This is a genomic window from Bacillus sp. SG-1, from assembly GCF_000181495.1.
Lineage (GTDB): Bacteria > Bacillota > Bacilli > Bacillales > Bacillaceae_B > Rossellomorea.
Window position 1 is genome coordinate 58578 of record NZ_ABCF01000006.1, and the last position, 18900, is coordinate 77477.

Here is an 18900-nt window from a genome sequence, read left to right on the forward strand (position 1 = left end):
TCCCATGAATCGTTCACGTGTCACCATAAACCCGAAAGAAGCAGCCATCAAAATGACGGCTGCTTCTTTCAGTATTTAAGGCTAGTTACTTTCCAATATACCTTTTATCTTCAGCAAATCTTTCTTGTTCTCTTTCTTCATCATTGGCGCAATGAACGGAGAGAACAACTTGGAAAACCCGGCAGGCTTGCCTTTGTTTTGCAGAGTCATCAAAGTGTTCCGCTCATCTACAGCTCTCCATGTATACGTCGTTTCCATTGGGAAGGGTCCTTGTGCCGTTCTCATGACCAGTTTCTTCTCCGGGATGTATTCGACTATTTTATAAGTGTAAGATAGCTTGCGTCCAAGGAAATCAGCTTTAAATGCAATTTCTGAACCGAGCTGAAGAGGTTTTGGCGTCTGCCATTCGGCGCTTGAAATGTTGTTGTACCACTGTGGGGCATTATCTGGGTCAGCGGCATAGGCTGCCACTTTTGATACTGGTGCTTCAATCGTTATTTCTGTTAGTACATTTACCATATTTGTTCCTCCGGTAGGTTAGCATAATAGACTGTTATTTTCCTTCGACATAATTTTTCAGCAAATTTCCCAATAGGTGTTCCCAGCCTTTTCTATGGCTTTCTTCCCATTCATCTTCAATCAGGCCGGAAGCCGTATGGGAAAGCTGGAGGGTTGTTACCCCATTTTCCTCACTTAAACGATAAGTGTAGGCACTGTTAACGGCTCCTTGCATGCCGAGGTGTCCCTGGATTCTGATTTCCTTCGGAGCATTAACAAAGTACACATTTCCCCAGACAGCACCGGCATCCTTCTCCCATGTTTCAAGAAATTGTCCACCCGGAACAGGATTCAGTGTTAAAGTTGATGTTTTTCCTTCCGGTGCGAGACGGAATTCCCACCAGCTTTCGACTTTTTCCGTCAATGCCTTAAACACTTTTTCACGGGGAGCGTTAATAAGGGTTTCTTGCTCAATTTGAAAAACTTTGTTTTGCATATCTTTTCCTCCTGTTTCTTCTGCTGCTGCTTTTAAGTTTAGAAGCGATGCGGCAGCCGGTTCCATATATTTTCCTACCCAGCGGTTATGCATTTCCTGAAGGGGAACTGCGTTTAGGAAGTTCACTCTGTATTTGCCTTTTTTCCTCGAGAGAATCAAATTTCCTTCTTGTAAAGCCGTTAAATGCTTCATGATGGCGTAACGTGATACTTCCGGGAAGTGGTTGTTGAGTTCACCAGTTGTTGATGGAGACTCTTTAAGAATATCAAGAATCCTTCTTCTGATCGGATGAGATAATGCCTTGAATAATGGTGAAAGATGGTCTTCCATAAAAATATCCTTTCTAGTAAATATCAATTTAATATGTGACTAAATGGTAACGTGTAGGTTTGCAAAAAACAATTCAATTTCTTATTTTTTCTCTGGCAGAACTAAAGGTGTATTTTGGGAAAGAATAGCCAATACTTACTAATTGAAGGGTTGTGAAAAAAGTGAATGGGTGGATTATTACACTGATCGTAGTTATAGGCCTGCTATTATTCTTATTATTACTCATCATCATTACCAAGCTGACGATTACAATTTCACTTTATCATGGAAATGATAATGACCATTTTACCATTCAGTTCAGGGCATGGTTCGGGTTAATAAAATATAAAGTAGAAGTGCCGATGGTCAAGGTGGATGATGACGGACCTAACCTCGTATTTGAAGAAAAGACCGAGAAAGGCGAGGAAGGCAAAGGGACCGAAAAAGAAAAGCTGAAAAAAGAGACGCCGGAAGAAATCATGACTTCTCTGAAGGATTTTCGGGAGCTCCTTCAACATGTGGCAGGTCTTCATCGGATTGTACGAACTTTCTTCAGTAAAATAAACGTTTACGATGTGAAGTGGCAGACTGTTTTTGGGACTGGGGATGCAGCATCAACCGGGACGATGACAGGTCTTATCTGGGGTGCGAAGGGAGGGGTCATAGGTGTCGTAAGCGGCTATATGAACCTTCAGGAGATGCCGCAAATAGCAGTGGTTCCGAGTTTTCAAAAAGCAATCATTCAAACGGACTTTTCATGTATCATAACTTTTCGCATCGGGCATGCTATGTTAGCAGGAATTAAATTGATCAAATTCTGGAAAGGCGGAAAACCGAAGTTTCAATCGAAACCCCTTTCCGTAGTGTCAGAAAAGAATCAATCAGTCTAACTAGACAACGCTTTACCACACTAACGCACTAAGAGGGACTGTCCCCTACGGTGCTTTAGAGTGCTAAAGGGTCTGTACATAACATTTTAGGAGGTAATCTTATGTCTGATCATCCAATTGAAGGACTTATGACCACAGCAATGGAAAATTTAAAAGAAATGATCGATGTGAATACGATTATCGGAGATCCTGTTGAAACGCCTGATGGAAGCGTCATTCTAACCGTTTCAAAGGTCGGTTTTGGATTTGCGGCTGGAGGAAGCGAATTCGTCATCAAGGGTAAAGGCGGTAAGGGTGTCCAGGATGACAAACAAGGCGAGAAGAAGCAGCCCTTTGGCGGAGGTAGCGGGGGAGGAGTCTCTATAACGCCAATTGCGTTTTTGATCGTAGGGTCAAAAGGAATTAAAATGCTCCATCTTGATGAAAACACGCATCTATTAGAAAAGCTGGTTGACCTAGCTCCGGGCGTGATGGAGAAAATTCAGGGAATGATGAAAAAGAATAACCAAAACAATAATCAGAACAACGGTCAAGGACAACAGCAGAATCAGAATCAAGGTCAGAATCAATCGTTTGATTTTTAATACTGACAAACTAATGGACTGATCAGGGGACATCACAGAGTGCGACCTGATCAGTCCTCATTGTTTGTCAAACGGAGACAGCCACTACATAGAGTTTTTTTAGAAACCATACGGTATCGCATTCTATAATCAAATTAGTTGATTTCGCATCATGCCGTTATGTACGATTGAAGAGATTCATACTTATAGAGGAGGTATTTCAATATGGCTGATATCACATTTAAAAATAATCCTGTGACTCTTTTAGGAAACGAAGTAAAATCTGGTGACACGGCTCCTGACTTTACTGTTTTAGCTAACGATCTATCAGAAGTATCTCTTAACGACCCGAAAGGAAAAGTGCGTTTGATCAGTGTCGTACCATCTCTTGATACAGGGGTATGCGACGCGCAGACACGAAAATTCAACGAAGAAGCTGGAAGCATTGACAATGTGGAAGTCCTGACAATTTCCGCAGACTTGCCATTTGCTCAAAGACGCTGGTGCGGAGCGAACGGACTGGAGAATGTTAAAACATTTTCCGACCATCGCGACATGTCTTTCGGTGAAGCTTATGGCGTTCATATGAAAGAACTGCGTTTACTTGCTCGTGCCGTGTTCGTTATCGACAGCAACGACAAAGTGACGTACGCTGAATATGTCAGTGAGGGAACTAACCACCCTGACTATGATGCAGCTATTGAAGCGGTGAAAAACGCTAAGTAACAAGGTGTTTTGATAATTCATGATGATACTGACCCGGGAGTAATCCGACAGGGTCAGTTTTTGTTTGGTAGAAATATCAGGTCCGAAAGTGGCATCTTCTTTGACACAAGTTCTGACAAAGGTAAAATAGAGAAAGAATTAATAGTAAAGGAGACAGAGAACCTATGACAGTTTCTCCAACAGAAAACCTATTCAATGTGTTAGATGAGACAGCATTGATCCTCCAAGAAGAATTATCTTATACATATTTAGAAGCCGTTGCAGAAAGTGGTGAAAATCTTTTTCATCAAGACGTGCTGCAAGACGAGTTAAACGAACTGAGCAAGAAAAGACTCGAAAAGAAATATGCGGAAGCCGGATTGGAGCAGATGGGCAAAGAACAGATACGGAAAGCCCTTCAGCTTGCAATGCTTAAAGGAATGAAGGAAAGTTCGCAGCCTAATCATCAGATGACTCCTGATGCTATTGGGATGTTCATCAGTTATCTGGTTGGAAAATTCACAAGCGGCAGCCAGGAGATTCGTGTGTTGGATCCTGCGGTCGGCACCGGCAACTTGCTGACAACCGTGCTGAATGGATTGGGAGACAAGAAAACAGCATCCATCGGAGCGGACATCGATGACCTATTGATCAAGCTTTCCTACATTGGGGCGAATCTGCAAAAGCACCCTCTTCAGCTATTCAACCAGGATTCGCTCGAGCCGTTGTTCATTGATCCGGTCGATGTCGTTATCAGTGATCTGCCTGTCGGATATTATCCGAATGATTTAAGAGCGGCAGAATATGAACTCAAAAGTGATGAAGGACATTCCTATTCACATCATCTCTTCATTGAACAGAGCATTAAGCATACGAACCCAGGTGGTTATTTATTCTTCCTGGTCCCGAATCATCTTTTTGAATCAGATGAGGCAAAAAAGCTCCATGCCTTCTTTAAAGACCAAGTTTACATTCAAGGTTTGCTTCAGCTGCCAATGTCACTTTTTAAAAATGAACAATCAGCAAAGAGCATCCTGATCCTGCAAAAGAAGAAAGCGGATATCAAACCGCCTAAAGAAGTTCTGATGGCAAACATGCCGTCCCTGTCCAATCAAAAAGCGATGGAAAACATGCTTGGCAAGTTGGAGCAGTGGTTTAAGGAAAACAAATAAGGGAAAAGAAATAAGTAAGGTAAAGTCACGTTGTTTATGGGGCTTTACCTTTTTTGTGGGAAAAATCCATTCTCATGCCTAACTACTTTAAAGCACTAAAAGGGACAGTCCCTCTTAGTACTTTAAAGTGATAAAGCGTTTGTTCCCGTAATGATTCACTCCTTAAGTTCAGTTTTTCTTTCCTAACTTCTAAATTAACTTAAATACGTTATCTGGAGAGGGAATCATCTTTTATAGTTCACAAAAGTCTTTTTTATCTTGGTACGGTCTAATTCCTATACGTATGCCGCTGGACGGGAACTTTTCGCTTATATGTTATTTTCTGAATATATTTAATTTAAGATGTAAACGATTACCTCGGAAGCTTACCCTTGAAAAGGCCAACAAGCAGTGATTTAATGAAAAATTGAGAGATATTAAGTCCTGAAATGAACAAACTATGATAGAGAGTTACGAGTTCAGACTGAACAGAAAAAAAGGAGCGGTATTAGAATGGCAAAAATGATCGCAATCAACGCTGGGAGTTCTTCTTTAAAATTCCAGCTTTTCGAAATGCCTCAAGAAGAGGTAATTACAAAAGGTTTAATCGAACGTATCGGATTGAATGACTCTGTTTTCAGTATTTCCGTAAATGGAGAGAAACAGAAAGAAGTAACGGATATTCCTAATCATGAAGTAGCCGTGAAAATGCTATTGGACAAATTGACTTCAGCAGGCATCATTGAGTCGCTTGATGAGATTGAAGGAATTGGACACCGCGTCGTGCATGGCGGCGAAATTTTCAATGATTCCGTAATCATTACGGAAGAAGTAATCGAAAAAATTGAAGAGCTTTCTGAACTTGCCCCTCTTCATAATCCTGCCAATGTGACAGGTATCAGATCATTCCAAAGTGTCCTGCCAAATGTCCCTGCAGTAGCGGTATTTGATACAGCTTTCCACCAAACAATGCCGGAAAGTTCTTTCCTATACAGCCTGCCTTACGAGTATTATGAGAACTATGGTATCCGTAAATATGGTTTCCACGGAACTTCTCATAAATATGTATCTGAAAGAGCCGCAGAAATGCTCGGCCGTCCAAAAGAGCAGCTGAGATTGATCTCCTGCCACCTTGGCAATGGTGCGAGTATTGCTGCTATTGAAGGCGGGAAATCAATTGATACATCCATGGGATTCACACCGCTTGCAGGTGTAGCCATGGGAACGAGATCAGGTAACATCGACCCTGCCCTTATTCCATTCATCATGGAGAAAACAGGGAAGTCAGCGGATGAAGTCCTTGATGTACTGAATAAAAAATCTGGTATGCTTGGTGTCTCTGGGCTATCCAGTGACCTGCGTGATATTGAAAGCCAGGCGGAAGAAGGCAACGAGCGTGCTGAACTGGCACTTGAAGTGTTTGCAAACCGTATCCACAAGTACATCGGTTCTTATGCATCCCGCATGTACGGTGTAGATGCTATCATCTTTACAGCAGGTATCGGTGAGAACAGCGACATCGTTCGTGAAAAAGTTTTGAAAGGCCTTGAATTCATGGGCATCTACTGGGATCCTGCCCGTAACAAGGTAAGAGGAGAAGAAACATTCATCAACTATCCTCACTCACCAGTTAAAGTTATGATCATCCCAACAAACGAAGAAGTCATGATCGCCCGTGATGTTCAGCGTTTGACTGTATAATAATGTCTTTTATCAAGACCTCACAATTGTGGGGTCTTTTTCTATATTATTAACAATCTTAATTATTGAAAATTCTAAAAATAACAGACAGCTAATATTCTGTCTGTTATAATTAAGTGGAAAATTATTCTAAACAGTATGAGTGAGGAGTGTAATAGATGGAGGATTTTAAGCAGCAGATTAAAAGTGTAGCGGGCCGGATTGAAAGAATTAAGGGAAATATTCTTACAGAAGAAGCCACAAAAACTTCTTTAATAATGCCGTTAATTCAGGCTCTAGGATATGATATTTTTAACCCAGAGGAATTAGTTCCTGAATTTGTAGCTGATGTAGGAATTAAAAAAGGTGAAAAAATCGATTATGCAATTATGCAAGATAATGATCCAGTAATTTTAATTGAAGCAAAGAGTGTTAATGAAGTTTTAACAAAACATGATTCACAATTATTCCGATATTTTGGAACAACAAAAGCTAAATTTGCTATCCTTACTAATGGTGTTGAATACAAGTTTTTCACTGACTTAGAAGAGCAAAATAAAATGGATCAAAAGCCTTTTTTCACTATTAACATGTTAGATTTGAAAGAAGTAGACATAGTTGAGCTTGCTAAATTCCGTAAGAATGATTTTGATGTAGTTAATGTTCTTACAACAGCCTCTGAATTGAAGTATACAGGTGAGATAAAGCAATACCTAGGTCGACAGTGGGAAGAGCCATCAGAGGATTTTATCAAAGTCATTCTTAATGATATTTACCAAGGGGTGAAAACCAAAAAGGTTGTAGATAATTTTAGAGATTTGGTAAAAAAATCATTGAATCAATTTGTTAATGAGAAAGTAAATGATAAATTACAAAAGGCACTGAATTCTTCTAGTGAAAATAATGAGGATCCTAATATTAATGCAGCTATAGAGGTTGAAAAGGAAAAAGAAAACATTCCAACCGAAGTTAAATCTCAGCAAGACGAGATTCATACAACCGAAGAAGAAATTGAAGGGTATGTTCTAGTCAAACTAATACTAAAAGAGGAGTTTGATCCTGCAAGAGTTTATTATAGGGACAATAAAAGTTACTTCAATGTACTATTGGATGATAATATAAGAAAGTGGATTTGTAGATTGGGATTTAATGGGTCTAATAAATACATTCAGTTAAATAATGAAAGTAGAACTAATATCAAAATCGAGTCAGTTAATGAAATTACAAATTATAAAAACGAGATTCTTGCTGTTGCAAGACAATTTGAGACCTTAGTAAGTAAATGATAGATAACCAACCTTAAAATAATCAATAGCTAAAGGGTGAAGGAGTTCTTCGCTCTTTTTTGCTTGCAAAAAGTCAGTACAGTTTGTATGAAAAATGAGTCGTATATGACTCTCCCCACTGTTATGGTATATTAAAAGTAATCATGTCTTCATAAGGGGTTGAAAATTGATGGAATGGTCTGAAAGAGATGAACAGGTTCTGGAGGAAATCCGGCAGTGGCAGGATTCCTTGTACGATTATGAAGCGAATGATCTTGAGAATACATATGTAAAATGGCTGGACAGTGCTTTTTCCACGCTCCCGGTCGAATTACAGGAACAGTTCTTCCAAAGGCTTGACGGATGGCTGTTTCACCTGCATTCTTTACTTCAGGGCTCACAGCTTCAAAATGATGCACGGGAGCGAATATTAAAAACCGCGCGTGCATTCAACCATGAGATCGACACAATAGAAGACCTTCATTTACTAACGATTGACCAGCTGCATTACATTGCCATGCAGCATACAGGGAGACACCAGCTGTACTCTTTCATTCAAGGCGGAATGACGGGGACTGGAGGAGCGGCTGCTCTGAGCACGGACTTGCCGGCAATGGCTGTTATCAATCTGCGTTCTGTACAGCTGGTTGCAATTTCGTATGGTTTTGACGTCCAGACACCTTTTGAAATGATGACATCATTGAAAGTTTTCCATGCGGCTACGCTTCCGGCCAGGCTGAGGGCAGAAGCCTGGGAAGAGCTAATGGAGGAACTTGAGAAAAAAGAAAATGACTATTTCTATAATGGAACTGAAAAGCTGACGGATTATACATGGCTGGAAGGTCCATTAAAGCATTTGCTTAAAGCAATGGTGATTACAACGTTCCGAAGAAAACGCTTGTCCGGAATGCCTTTAATCAGTATGGCAGTTGGAGCAGGGTTCAATTATCAATACACAAGAAAGATTAATGATTTCGCAGAAAAATATTATCAGTATCGTTATCTATCCAGGAAGCGTTTGGAAGAGTAAGTTTTTCTGCTGCTCCCCGACTGGTTTAACGTAGCTGCAGTGAGAATTTTTATTAAGGAGGTCAGATTTGCTAATACAGAATCTGACCTCCTTATCTTTTGTCCGCACTAATCATTCAAAAGGTAACAAGAATATGTACCGATCATTTTGACTTCACAGCCGAGAGCTTCCATTTCTCTGATGGCACCCGGAAGCAATATATCATCCATGCTTTGATCTACATCAATTAGAAAAAAATAATCGCCCAAGCCAGTCTTCAACGGCCGTGATTCAATTTTGCTGAGGTTCAGCTGCCTCCATGCAAATGCGGAAAGGACTTGATGCAATGCGCCGGAACGGTCTTTCGGCAATGTTACCATCAAGCTTGTTTTTTCTGTGCTTTTTTTATTGAGAAGCTGCAGTCTGACTGGTTTCTTATGTAAAACGATGAACCGGGTATGATTGTAGGCAAAATCATGGATGTTTTCATGCAGGATCTTAAGTCCGTATTCTCTTGCAGATAATTCATTTCCTATTGAAGCAAGATTCTCCTCGGGATGCTCACTTAAATATTTTGCGGCTGCAGATGTCGAGGTCGTCTGTTCTAACGGCGTGTCCCGGAAATTGCTGTGAAGGAATTTATGGCATTGCGCCAATGCGTGGGAATGGGACAGGATTTTATCCGGCTTTATCCCGCAATCAAAATGTTTAGGGTGTACCATAAAATGCTGCTGTATGGGGGAAGTAAGTTCAGCTACGATGGATAAATTTTCTTCATGAAACAAGTAATCAACCGTAATATGTACTGACCCTTCGAGTGCATTCTCCAAAGGAACAACCGCATAATCAACTTTCTCTTCGATAACCGCTTCGATGCAGTCAGGTATTGTCACACATGGTACTGTTTCTCTTTTCGGAAAAGCTTTTCTTACAGCCAGGTCTGTAAAAGAAGCCTGTGGTCCCAGATAGGCAATTTTCAATTGGATTCTTCCCTTCGAGAAAATTTATTGAACATTCTAACATGTTGTCGATATGGTTGTATATAAAAAGGCTGAAAAATTATTTTAATATTATTTTTCCGACTGCAGCAGGGTGTCTCTCCAGAGAAGAAAGAAAAAAGCTTGCAGAAAAGATCCTGCAAGCTTGAATAATTTAAATAATATTTACTGATCATCTGTTCTGACTACAAGTACATCGCATTCAGCTGAGCGGGTAATATGTTCGGACACGCTGCCAATCAGAAATCTTTCCATCGCACTCAAGCCGGTTGCTCCGCACACAATGAGATCTGCATTGGCTTTCTCCGCTCCATCTTTCGGGATGACAGCTTTAGGGGAACCGTACTCAATCAGTATGTGGACATCGGTTACGCCCGCCCTTTCTGCCTGTTCTTTATAAGAAGTCATGATTTCTTCGGCATACTGGCTGGCTCTTTCACCTACAGATTGATCGTAGGATTCAACTGTTGCAAACGATCTTGAATCGATGACATGGATAATCGAAAGAGTTGCATCATTACGTAAAGCAATATCAATTGATTTCTTGAACGCCCATTCCGCTTCTTTTGACCCATCAACGGCTACCAGTATATTTTTATATTTCAAAGTCATGGCTCATCACTCCTTATCTATAGTTTACTATATATTTCCTTTAATAATTGTTACACCTTAACAAAAGATATTAGTAATTATTTTTCCGGAAAAGGAGGACATTAAACAATGGAAAAAAAGAACCGGGTAAAACAGCAAAGTTTTTATGACGAACGTGCAGCCGAGCAGACCTCTATGCAAATCATGGATTCCTATGAGTCAGGGCTGCATGATGGTGAGGCAGGACCTTTGAACTCAAATTTGTTTGAAGATGAAAAGAAAATGTAGTTTTTAAAATGCTGTCCGCGGAATCATTGGGGACAGTATTTTTGTTTGTTAAAAGAGCTCTAACTCCTGTATCAGTATTTATTGATAGTAATAAAGCCGCCATACTTTATTAAGCATGACGGCTTTTCTTATAATCATTTACGTTGTTTTTGGATGACTGTTTTGATATGAAACTATACATCATAAATGTCAGCAAAAAGCTGATGAATCCGGGGGACCAGCCTTCCGGTATTAAGAAATAGATGAACAAGGCAACAGCAAGTGTATAGATGGCTTTTTGATTGTACTGAAATGTACCTGATGCAAGTCTTTCGAGATCCTTATCTGGTATCCTCGCTTTTTTGATATACAAAAAGTCTGCAACAATGACGGCCGATAAGGGGATGACAAAAGCACCCAACAAGGAGATATAATCTTTTGCATTATTGACCAATGCCGGGAAGCAGCTCAAGATAATCCCGGCGGCACCAAATACCAGTGCGCTTTTGACTCTCCCGAGAGAAGGGATGGCATTCAACAAGCTGAATCCGCCTGTGTAGGCATTGCTGAGATTGATGGATATCATCGAAACCATGGCGCATATCCCGATTAATATGGTCAGGAGGACGGAGCCAGTCTGCTCGGTTGCTGCTACAAAAGGATTTAGGTTGTTAAATAAGGCTGCACTGAAGGTCCCCAGCAGGGCAGTCATAAAGAAGCCGAATACATTTCCAGCGAACAATCCCCAAAAGCCCTGTTTTCCAGATTTCGCATACCGTGTAATATCGGAAGAGGCACTTACTCCTGATACATATTGAACAAAAGCAAGGCTGGCAAAAAACACAAAGGCCCCAATCGAAAACCCTTCACCCGAAAACAATACGTTGATTCCACTTCCGTTTGCTGACGTATTGATAAAAATGATTAAGATAGCTGCCTGCCCAATCAATAGGAAAGGCATGAACAACTTGGTTGCTTTTTTGACTGCCTCAAAACCAATCAGGGCCAGGATGGTCATAATCAATGCAAGGGAAACAGCAATGGGGATTAAAGGGAATTCAACCCCTACAGCCTTTTTCAGCAGAGAGAGAACAACCAACGTACCTCCAATGGTTTGGACACTGAACCAATACAGCGATGTCAGCGACCTGACCGGAGAGGCGATAAGTCTTGAAAGCCTGGTACCAATCATGGACCTGATGACATACTGGGCAGGCAAACCATACCTCGCACCCGGCAATGAGAGGACAGAAACAAAAAAGAAGGCAAGTGTTCCTCCGATCAATGTGCTGAGGATGGCCCAGAACATTGATAATCCGCCCTCCATTACGGCTAAAGCAGGGACGAGAAAATTCCCGGAGTTGACTGAAAAGGCAAGCTGGATAATGAAATACTCAAACCAGGTAGTGGTCTTTAAATTTTGCGGAACGGATTCTAATCCTAGTCTTTCTATTGCTGGATTTTTCATTTGAAGACTCCTTATTTCGATCATATGAGATAATTCTATTCCTATTGTATAGGAAGTTTACCAAAAGGAAATAATATAAAGTTCGATTCTGAACATTCAGTAAATAAAAGTCCGTTATTTCTTTCTTTTAGGAGGGTTTAAAGTCGTTTCTTCCTGCCATTATGGGTAGGGAAAATTCAGGCTTTTCAGTCTGAATGTAAATGCTTACATTTACGTAAAAATTGTTTAGCATTTTAGGGATGATAGTGTTATATTTGATTAAGAAAGTTTACATATGGATTTGAAATGAGGAGGTTTTTTTTATGCGTATCGGAGTACCTGCAGAAATAAAAAACAATGAGAACCGAGTGGCAATGACACCGGCAGGAGTGGTGAATCTAACCCAGTTCGGTCATGAAGTATATATTGAATCCGGGGCGGGCCTCGGCTCTGGTTTTACAGACGAAGATTATACAGCTGCGGGCGGTCATATTGTTGAAAGTGCATCTGAAGCATGGTCCATGGATATGGTCATGAAAGTAAAAGAACCGCTGCCAAGCGAATATCAGTATTTCCGTGAAGGGCTTATCCTGTTTACATACTTACACTTGGCTCCAGAGCCTGAACTGACAAAAGCCCTTATTGAAAATAAAGTGGTCGGAATCGCATACGAGACAGTTGAAATGAATCGTACTCTTCCGTTGCTTACACCAATGAGTGAAGTGGCTGGCAGGATGTCCACTCAACTCGGTGCTCAATTCCTTGAAAAAATTCATGGCGGGAAAGGTGTTCTTCTATCTGGCGTTCCGGGAGTTTCACGCAGTCGTGTAACAATCATCGGTGGTGGTGTAGCTGGAACGAATGCAGCAAAAATTGCTGTTGGAATGGGTGCACAAGTGACGATCCTTGACTTGAGTCCTGAACGTCTTCGCCAGCTTGATGATATCTTCGGAAGCGATGTGCAGACATTGATGTCCAATCCGCTTAACATCGAAAAAGCTGTTGCAGAATCTGACCTTGTTATCGGAGCCGTACTGATTCCGGGAGCAAAGGCACCGAAGCTTGTAACGGAAGATATGATCAAATCCATGATGCCTGGTTCAGTAGTAGTGGATATTGCCATCGACCAAGGTGGAATATTTGAAACGACAGACCGCATCACAACCCATGATGATCCAACTTATGTGAAACACGGAGTTGTTCACTATGCAGTTGCCAACATGCCTGGTGCCGTGCCGCGTACATCCACTATTGCGCTTACGAATGTAACAGTTCCTTACGCAATCCAGATTGCCAACAAAGGTTATAAAGCAGCATGTCTTGAAAATGAAGCCCTGTTGAAAGGAATCAATACATTGAACGGATATGTGACGTATAAAGCTGTCGCAGAAGCGCATGACTTGGACTACTCTGATACCAAAACACTTCTCGATCAAATTTAATGATAGAAAAGGCTGTTCCGCTAATTTGGTGGGACAGCCTTTTTTTCATGTTGTCAGATTGGGGGATAAATTCCGTTAAAGGCTTTTTAAAAATAAAATTTCAGGGTAAAAATGAATGGGGTGCTTGGTTAAAGGAGGAAATGTCTCTTCAATCAAGAACTAAGTAGGAAAGTGGTGTTTTCTGATTGTTCTTTTAGGTGCTAATGGAAAACAGCATGAAAACTAGTTTCAAGGAGGGCTTAAAATGAAAGTTTCTTATCATGGACATTCAGTTGTTAAAGTCGTGACCGAAACACACACAATCTTAATTGACCCTTTTATCAATGGGAATGAACTCACTGACCTGAAAGTAGAAAATGAAAAGCCGGATGTCATTTTGCTTACCCATGGTCATAATGATCATGTCGGAGATACTGTCCAACTCGCAAAGCAAAGTGATGCGCTTGTAGTAGCTCCTTTTGAATTGGCTACATATTTAAGCTGGCAGGGTGTGAAAACTCACCCGCTGCACATTGGCGGAGGGTACGATTTCGAGTTCGGTAGAGTGAAACTGACTCAGGCTTTTCATGGTTCTTCATATGAGACAGAAGACAAGCAAATCATCTACACAGGTATGCCTGCGGGAATTCTTTTCACAGTAGACGGGAAAACGATCTATCACGCAGGGGATACTGCCCTTTTCTCCGACATGAAGCTGATCGGAATGCGCAATTCCATTGACCTGGCATTCCTTCCAATTGGAGATAATTTTACAATGGGACCGGAGGATGCAGCGTTGGCCGCAGAATTTGTGAACGCCAAAACTGTTGTTCCGATTCACTACAATACATTCCCGCCAATCAAGCAGGACCCTGAGAAGTTTGTCTCCATGTTAAATGGCCAGGAAGCCAAAGTAATGAATGCAGGAGATGTCATCGAGCTATAATAGAATCTTTGGAACACTGATCCGTTATTGGATCAGTGTTTTTTGTTCCGGGCCGAACATAGAGAGTGAGATTGGCAGGTGGATGACTGAAAAACCGAATCTCGCCTACAAATTGATTGGTAGGTGAGTGCCAGAAAAAAAGGAGATTACCTACAAATTCCCGGGTAATCGCCACCAAAATCCACTAAGAACGCTGTATTCGTATCCATTGTTGCTATCGGAAAAATCCAAAAGGCAAGGGCTAATCTAACTGAACAGGGTGAATAGCTCTTTTCTTTAATGTTTCCCAGGATAATTCCTCTGAAATATGGCTATTTCACTTGAAATTCATCGTAAATAGCAACAAAGTTTTAGAAAAGAGCCTAAAAGAAAAAACTAATGAGAACGGTTTGTCCCGCATACAATGAAACAAGCAAGGAAAAGGGGGATTATATGAAAAAGCAACGATATTTGATTTGTTTATTGCTTGCGGGGATGATGCTCTATTACGCGGTTCCACGCCTGAATGTTTTTGCAGAAGGTCTGCAGGGGGCGTTTGCGCTGATCTGGCTTGCTTTTGCAGCCATTGTCATTGCAGGCAACTTATCAGGAATGCTCTTTGCTCCTCGTGCTGCCAAGGCACAAATACAGAGGGCGAAATCGAAGAAAGGTGCAAGAAGGGTTCGTTCTTTTGGCTGAGTATTAAGGAGAAAATTGAAACACCGGGCTTTTCACTTTATAATGAAAGGTATATTCAGGCAGTATAAAAAAGGGTGAAAAGCTTGGCAACCAAACATGAACAAATCATAGAATATATTGATACGCTCCCGATAGGGGAAAAAATATCTGTCAGGCAAATTGCGAAGGCTCTGAGTGTCAGTGAAGGCACTGCATACAGAGCTATTAAGGATGCAGAGACCAAGGGATATGTCAGCACCATCGAAAGAGTCGGAACCATCAGGATTGAAAGAAAGAAAAAGGAAAACATCGAAAAGCTGACTTTCGCGGAAGTGGTCAATATTATTGACGGACAAGTACTCGGCGGGAGAACAGGCTTACATAAAATGCTGAATAAATTTGTCATCGGCGCGATGAAACTCGAAGCAATGATGCGTTACACAGAAGCCGGAAACTTACTGATTGTCGGGAACCGGACGAAGGCTCACGAACTGGCCCTTAAGGCCGGGGCAGCTGTGTTGATAACCGGGGGCTTTGATACGGACGAAGCTGTCAAGCGGATCGCCGATGAACTGGAATTGCCGGTCATTTCAACAAGCTATGATACTTTTACCGTGGCGGCAATGATCAACCGTGCGATTTACGATCAGCTGATAAAAAAAGACATTGTACTGGTTGAGGATATTTTAACCGCGGAAGACAAGACGGTGTATTTACATGTAGGTGACACCCTGGAAGATTGGTACGAAAAAAACCAATCAACCTTCCATAGTCGTTTTCCTGTCATCGACCGAAATAGGAAGGTCCAGGGAATGGTGACTTCTAAAGATGTAATGGGCCAGGAAAAGGACGTTATGATTGACAAGGTCATGACGAAAAAACCTATTACCGTCAGGCCCAATACAAGCGTTGCATCTGCTGCACACATGATGATTTGGGAAGGGATTGAAGTCCTGCCGGTAGTCGATGACTTGAACAGGATTCAGGGAATCATCAGCCGTCAGGATGTATTGAAAGCAATGCAAATGATCCAGCGGCAGCCTCAGGTAGGGGAAACCATCGATGACAACATCACTAGCAACATGACAACATTGGAGTCAAAAGATTCCAGTGATGCCGCCTATCAATTCCCGGTAACCCCGCAGATGACAAATGGGCTTGGAACGATGTCTTATGGGGTATTTACGACTCTTGTAACAGAAGCCGCAAACAGGGCCTTGAAGAATTATAAAAAAGGCGACCTGGTTGTAGAGAATATGACCGTGTATTTTATCAGGCCCGTCCAGATGGAAAGCATCATAGAAATCCGTCCTAAAGTATTGGATGTAGGCCGGAAGTTCGGTAAGGTCGATGTCGAAGTTTATCATGAAACAGTGCTGGTAGGAAAGGCAATGATGATTTGCCAGCTGATTGATAAACATTAAGGTGTAACAGAAAAACCTGCATCCAAAGAAAGATGCAGGTTTTGAGAATTCTATCGATTATCCAATTGCTCTGCTTCTTTTACAGCCTGAGGCAGGAAGTGCTTGTACACTTTCCATCCCATCCATGCACTGCCAAGACCGATGATGATAAAAATCGCTGCAATGATGTATGTGAAGGTGGTTTGAAAAAGAAACAGCTGGTTGATCCCGAACAGGGCCACAAATAAGCCCAATGCAATACTGGATTTTCCGGAAAGCCATTTTTTCTCGATGAATCTATTGCTCCGTACCGATTTCACTTTATAGTAAAAATAAAAAGAAAATGAAAGAATGATTAAAAAAACTAAAACAGGCATATCTTGTATCCTCCAAAATATCGTTGGTTGTTTTATGAATCTCCTTTTACTATTTTAACGGTATTTTAACAGGATTCCAAATGAACGTTTTATGTCTAAAAAAAGGAGTATCATATGAAAGATCAAATTATCGCTGCCATTAAAGAGTATCAGACCATCATTGTCCACAGGCACGTAAGGCCGGATCCGGATGCTTACGGTTCTCAGGGGGGGCTTGTGGAAATCCTGAAAGCCTCCTTCCCTGAAAAGAATATTTATGCTGTTGGAGAGGAAGAGCCCACACTTCATTATTTGAGAAGATTGGACAAAGTTGAGGACAGTGTCTTTAAGGGGGCGCTGATCATCGTCTGTGATACAGCGAATTCTGCCCGTATTTGTGACGACAGATATGAATTGGGAGAGAAGCTTATCAAAATCGATCACCATCCAAATGAAGATCCGTACGGAGATCTGTTGTGGGTAGACACAGAAGCAAGCTCGGTCAGTGAGATGATTTATTTACTCTATAATCACGGGAAAGACCAGGGCTTGAAAATGACAGACGAAGCGGCACGTCTGCTATATGGCGGGATTGTCGGCGATACTGGGAGATTCCTGTATCCAAGCACAACCCAGCGTACGTTTGATGTAGCGGGTGAACTCATCCGTTTTGATTTTGACCGAAATGAACTCTATAACAAAATGTATGAATCAGATCCACAGGTGCTTAAGCTTCAAGGCTATGTTCTTCAAAACTTCGAAATGCTGGAGAACAGGGTGGGATGCATGATCATTACAAAAGAAATCCTGGATGACTTCGGTCTCGTGCCCGCTGAAGCCTCACTGCTCGTAAGTTCCCTGGGTAATGTAAAAGGAATCAAGGCCTGGGTCTTTTTCATAGAGGAGAGCGACCAAATCAGAGTTCGTTTCCGCTCCAAAGGACCGGTCATCAATACGGTTGCAAAAAAGTATAATGGAGGCGGACATCCGCTTGCTGCAGGCGCATCCATCTTTGGCTGGGAGCAGAAGGATGAAGTGTTGAAAGATTTAATAGAGGTTTGCGAGCAAAGTTGAGACTATTAGGAAAGAGGTTCATCGAAAAGCGATGAACCTCTTTTATTGTGGGTGGATTTCTTTTCATGAAAAAGTGACTCGTCGATAGGACTGGTGTTCTCGACGATAGAACCGTCAACTCGTCAATAGAATGTTCAATCTCGACGATAGGAGCATCCAACTCGTCGATAGAGAGAGCAAAGTCGTTGATAGAATATCGGGAACCAGAAGATAGCAGCATTTGTCTCTCCCGCCTACCCATCATACTCCAGTTCAAGGACGATCTGGATCACAGTATAAAAATAGATTTCCTTTATTTTTACTTTGTATCTTTTGTCATTGATTTTGAGGGTCTTGTTTTCGATTGTCTTTTTGACAAGCTCCTTGTTCTTGTAAACAGAGTCCAGGTCTTTTGCCAGCAAGGGAATGAGGTCGCCTTTAAGCTCTTCTTCCGCTTCGAAGATGCTCAGTGAATCGTTAATTCTGTATTCTTTGGCATTTACGATTTTCAGCTTGATATCCTGGATCGTCAGCAGCTTGCTGTTCTCTTTATTCAACTCTTTAAAATCATCCTGCCAATGGGAAATATCCGCCTTAAGGTCACTGATCGTTTTTTGCTGTTTTTCAATCGTGGAGGTTTGCTTTTCCTGAAGGACGCCGAACATAAACAAGAAAATCATCCAGCTGATTATACCGCCGATAAGTGCTCCGGCAAAGAATCTTTGCCAAGCGGGCTGCCTGTAATATGGTGGAATCCTCATGTCGAGATATGCTCCTGTGTCAGCCAGTAGATAAATAATGCTGCTGTCTGTGCTCCACCCATAGCGGACAGGATCAGGAGGAACTGTTTGAACACTTCTTTCGTCTCGCCGTTCATAAATCCTTTTTCAAAACTGTAAAGTGTATCAAAGGTACCGCCGATGGCCGCAATGATTGCCCAAATCCTCAGTATCCTGGACAACCGCGAAATTTCAGTCAGGAGCGGCTGTCCGGTCATGAATGCGGCCAGGCCTCCAAGCAGGCAGCCGCCAAGCATTACGCCCATTGCAATAAAATAACTTTTGAAAAGCTCCGGAAAGAAAGCTTCTGTCATTATGATCAACTCCGAAATAGATAATCTTCTTCCACTGCCGGCACCAGAAACAGAGCCTCGTACTGCTTATATTTATATATATATGGGACTGGCTGCTTACAT

Annotated in this window: 21 protein-coding genes; 13 read left to right on the forward strand and 8 right to left on the reverse strand. The window is 41.6% G+C overall.

Annotated features, from left to right (window positions below):
• Positions 1–81: 81 nt before the first annotated feature.
• Positions 82–519, reverse strand: a complete 438-nt coding sequence (locus tag BSG1_RS06420; RefSeq protein ID WP_006836143.1) for an SRPBCC family protein — start codon at positions 517–519, stop codon at positions 82–84.
• 34 nt (positions 520–553) lie between these two features.
• Complete coding sequence (locus BSG1_RS06425) at positions 554–1324, reverse strand: SRPBCC domain-containing protein (RefSeq protein WP_006836144.1); 771 nt, start codon at positions 1322–1324, stop codon at positions 554–556.
• Positions 1325–1485: 161 nt separating this feature from the next.
• Between BSG1_RS06425 and BSG1_RS06430 the strand changes: the two genes are divergently transcribed.
• The 7 genes from BSG1_RS06430 to BSG1_RS06460 all read left to right on the forward strand — a co-directional run bounded on the left by BSG1_RS06430 (position 1486) and on the right by BSG1_RS06460 (position 8587).
• On the forward strand, positions 1486–2193 hold the full coding sequence (locus tag BSG1_RS06430; RefSeq protein ID WP_232214203.1) for a DUF2953 domain-containing protein: 708 nt from the start codon (positions 1486–1488) through the stop codon (positions 2191–2193).
• A gap of 101 nt (positions 2194–2294) precedes the next feature.
• The gene (gene ytfJ / locus BSG1_RS06435) at positions 2295–2777 is read left to right on the forward strand and encodes a GerW family sporulation protein (protein ID WP_006836146.1); all 483 of its coding nucleotides are present in this window, start codon (positions 2295–2297) and stop codon (positions 2775–2777) included.
• 204 nt (positions 2778–2981) lie between these two features.
• Positions 2982–3482, forward strand: a complete 501-nt coding sequence (gene tpx / locus BSG1_RS06440; protein ID WP_006836147.1) for a thiol peroxidase — start codon at positions 2982–2984, stop codon at positions 3480–3482.
• Positions 3483–3646: 164 nt separating this feature from the next.
• Positions 3647–4633 carry a class I SAM-dependent methyltransferase gene (locus BSG1_RS06445; protein WP_006836149.1) on the forward strand — a complete coding sequence of 329 codons (987 nt, stop codon included), beginning with the start codon at positions 3647–3649 and terminating at the stop codon, positions 4631–4633.
• 492 nt (positions 4634–5125) lie between these two features.
• Positions 5126–6313, forward strand: a complete 1188-nt coding sequence (locus BSG1_RS06450; protein ID WP_006836150.1) for an acetate kinase — start codon at positions 5126–5128, stop codon at positions 6311–6313.
• Between the two features lie 158 nt (positions 6314–6471).
• The gene (locus BSG1_RS06455; protein WP_006836151.1) at positions 6472–7578 is read left to right on the forward strand and encodes a type I restriction endonuclease; all 1107 of its coding nucleotides are present in this window, start codon (positions 6472–6474) and stop codon (positions 7576–7578) included.
• Positions 7579–7747: 169 nt separating this feature from the next.
• Positions 7748–8587, forward strand: a complete 840-nt coding sequence (locus tag BSG1_RS06460) for an EcsC family protein (protein WP_006836152.1) — start codon at positions 7748–7750, stop codon at positions 8585–8587.
• Between the two features lie 107 nt (positions 8588–8694).
• Here BSG1_RS06460 and pheA read toward each other — a convergent pair whose 3' ends face one another.
• Positions 8695–9546 carry a prephenate dehydratase gene (gene pheA / locus BSG1_RS06465; protein WP_006836153.1) on the reverse strand — a complete coding sequence of 284 codons (852 nt, stop codon included), beginning with the start codon at positions 9544–9546 and terminating at the stop codon, positions 8695–8697.
• 183 nt (positions 9547–9729) lie between these two features.
• Entirely contained in the window at positions 9730–10176 is a 447-nt protein-coding gene (locus BSG1_RS06470) for a universal stress protein (protein WP_006836155.1), read from the reverse strand.
• 108 nt (positions 10177–10284) lie between these two features.
• Between BSG1_RS06470 and BSG1_RS20780 the strand changes: the two genes are divergently transcribed.
• Positions 10285–10443: a hypothetical protein gene (locus BSG1_RS20780; RefSeq protein WP_006836156.1), complete on the forward strand. Its 159-nt coding sequence runs from the start codon at positions 10285–10287 to the stop codon at positions 10441–10443.
• A gap of 109 nt (positions 10444–10552) precedes the next feature.
• Here the strand turns inward: BSG1_RS20780 and BSG1_RS06475 are convergent, their stop codons facing one another.
• On the reverse strand, positions 10553–11890 hold the full coding sequence (locus BSG1_RS06475; protein WP_232214204.1) for a purine-cytosine permease family protein: 1338 nt from the start codon (positions 11888–11890) through the stop codon (positions 10553–10555).
• A gap of 302 nt (positions 11891–12192) precedes the next feature.
• On the opposite strand from BSG1_RS06475, the gene ald reads away from it, so the two are divergent.
• From ald to BSG1_RS06495, 4 genes are all read left to right on the forward strand, one after another.
• A complete protein-coding gene (gene ald, locus BSG1_RS06480) occupies positions 12193–13311 on the forward strand; it encodes an alanine dehydrogenase (RefSeq protein ID WP_006836158.1) in 1119 nt (372 codons plus the stop codon).
• Positions 13312–13555: 244 nt separating this feature from the next.
• Complete coding sequence (locus tag BSG1_RS06485) at positions 13556–14236, forward strand: metal-dependent hydrolase (protein ID WP_006836160.1); 681 nt, start codon at positions 13556–13558, stop codon at positions 14234–14236.
• A gap of 432 nt (positions 14237–14668) precedes the next feature.
• Complete coding sequence (locus tag BSG1_RS06490; protein WP_044022514.1) at positions 14669–14914, forward strand: hypothetical protein; 246 nt, start codon at positions 14669–14671, stop codon at positions 14912–14914.
• An 83-nt stretch (positions 14915–14997) separates the two neighbouring features.
• Positions 14998–16317, forward strand: a complete 1320-nt coding sequence (locus BSG1_RS06495) for a CBS domain-containing protein (RefSeq protein WP_006836162.1) — start codon at positions 14998–15000, stop codon at positions 16315–16317.
• A 50-nt stretch (positions 16318–16367) separates the two neighbouring features.
• Here BSG1_RS06495 and BSG1_RS06500 read toward each other — a convergent pair whose 3' ends face one another.
• The gene (locus BSG1_RS06500; protein ID WP_006836163.1) at positions 16368–16673 is read right to left on the reverse strand and encodes a YtpI family protein; all 306 of its coding nucleotides are present in this window, start codon (positions 16671–16673) and stop codon (positions 16368–16370) included.
• A 114-nt stretch (positions 16674–16787) separates the two neighbouring features.
• Here BSG1_RS06500 and BSG1_RS06505 point away from each other — a divergent pair, with 114 nt between their 5' ends.
• The gene (locus tag BSG1_RS06505; RefSeq protein ID WP_006836164.1) at positions 16788–17726 is read left to right on the forward strand and encodes a DHH family phosphoesterase; all 939 of its coding nucleotides are present in this window, start codon (positions 16788–16790) and stop codon (positions 17724–17726) included.
• A 233-nt stretch (positions 17727–17959) separates the two neighbouring features.
• Here the strand turns inward: BSG1_RS06505 and ytrI are convergent, their stop codons facing one another.
• Both ytrI and BSG1_RS06515 read right to left on the reverse strand, forming a co-directional pair.
• A complete protein-coding gene (gene ytrI, locus BSG1_RS06510) occupies positions 17960–18466 on the reverse strand; it encodes a sporulation membrane protein YtrI (protein WP_006836165.1) in 507 nt (168 codons plus the stop codon).
• Positions 18463–18798, reverse strand: coding sequence for a YtrH family sporulation protein (locus BSG1_RS06515; protein WP_006836166.1), 336 nt, complete (start codon positions 18796–18798; stop codon positions 18463–18465). The genes ytrI and BSG1_RS06515 overlap by 4 nt, the downstream gene beginning before the upstream one ends.
• Between the last annotated feature and the right edge of the window lie 102 nt (positions 18799–18900).

Excerpts from the sequence above, each read along its gene's own strand:
- BSG1_RS06445 (WP_006836149.1), top strand. The coding sequence starts at position 3,647 with ATGACAGTTTCTCCAACAGAAAACCTATTCAATGTGTTAGATGAGACA.
- BSG1_RS06470 (WP_006836155.1), bottom strand. The coding sequence starts at position 10,176 with ATGACTTTGAAATATAAAAATATACTGGTAGCCGTTGATGGGTCAAAA.
- BSG1_RS20780 (WP_006836156.1), top strand. The coding sequence starts at position 10,285 with ATGGAAAAAAAGAACCGGGTAAAACAGCAAAGTTTTTATGACGAACGT.
- ytfJ (WP_006836146.1), top strand. The coding sequence starts at position 2,295 with ATGTCTGATCATCCAATTGAAGGACTTATGACCACAGCAATGGAAAAT.
- BSG1_RS06485 (WP_006836160.1), top strand. The coding sequence starts at position 13,556 with ATGAAAGTTTCTTATCATGGACATTCAGTTGTTAAAGTCGTGACCGAA.
- BSG1_RS06455 (WP_006836151.1), top strand. The coding sequence starts at position 6,472 with ATGGAGGATTTTAAGCAGCAGATTAAAAGTGTAGCGGGCCGGATTGAA.
- BSG1_RS06420 (WP_006836143.1), bottom strand. The coding sequence starts at position 519 with ATGGTAAATGTACTAACAGAAATAACGATTGAAGCACCAGTATCAAAA.
- BSG1_RS06505 (WP_006836164.1), top strand. The coding sequence starts at position 16,788 with ATGAAAGATCAAATTATCGCTGCCATTAAAGAGTATCAGACCATCATT.
- BSG1_RS06450 (WP_006836150.1), top strand. The coding sequence starts at position 5,126 with ATGGCAAAAATGATCGCAATCAACGCTGGGAGTTCTTCTTTAAAATTC.
- BSG1_RS06475 (WP_232214204.1), bottom strand. The coding sequence starts at position 11,890 with ATGAAAAATCCAGCAATAGAAAGACTAGGATTAGAATCCGTTCCGCAA.
- BSG1_RS06500 (WP_006836163.1), bottom strand. The coding sequence starts at position 16,673 with ATGCCTGTTTTAGTTTTTTTAATCATTCTTTCATTTTCTTTTTATTTT.
- BSG1_RS06515 (WP_006836166.1), bottom strand. The coding sequence starts at position 18,798 with ATGACAGAAGCTTTCTTTCCGGAGCTTTTCAAAAGTTATTTTATTGCA.
- tpx (WP_006836147.1), top strand. The coding sequence starts at position 2,982 with ATGGCTGATATCACATTTAAAAATAATCCTGTGACTCTTTTAGGAAAC.
- ytrI (WP_006836165.1), bottom strand. The coding sequence starts at position 18,466 with ATGAGGATTCCACCATATTACAGGCAGCCCGCTTGGCAAAGATTCTTT.
- BSG1_RS06490 (WP_044022514.1), top strand. The coding sequence starts at position 14,669 with ATGAAAAAGCAACGATATTTGATTTGTTTATTGCTTGCGGGGATGATG.
- BSG1_RS06425 (WP_006836144.1), bottom strand. The coding sequence starts at position 1,324 with ATGGAAGACCATCTTTCACCATTATTCAAGGCATTATCTCATCCGATC.
- ald (WP_006836158.1), top strand. The coding sequence starts at position 12,193 with ATGCGTATCGGAGTACCTGCAGAAATAAAAAACAATGAGAACCGAGTG.
- BSG1_RS06460 (WP_006836152.1), top strand. The coding sequence starts at position 7,748 with ATGGAATGGTCTGAAAGAGATGAACAGGTTCTGGAGGAAATCCGGCAG.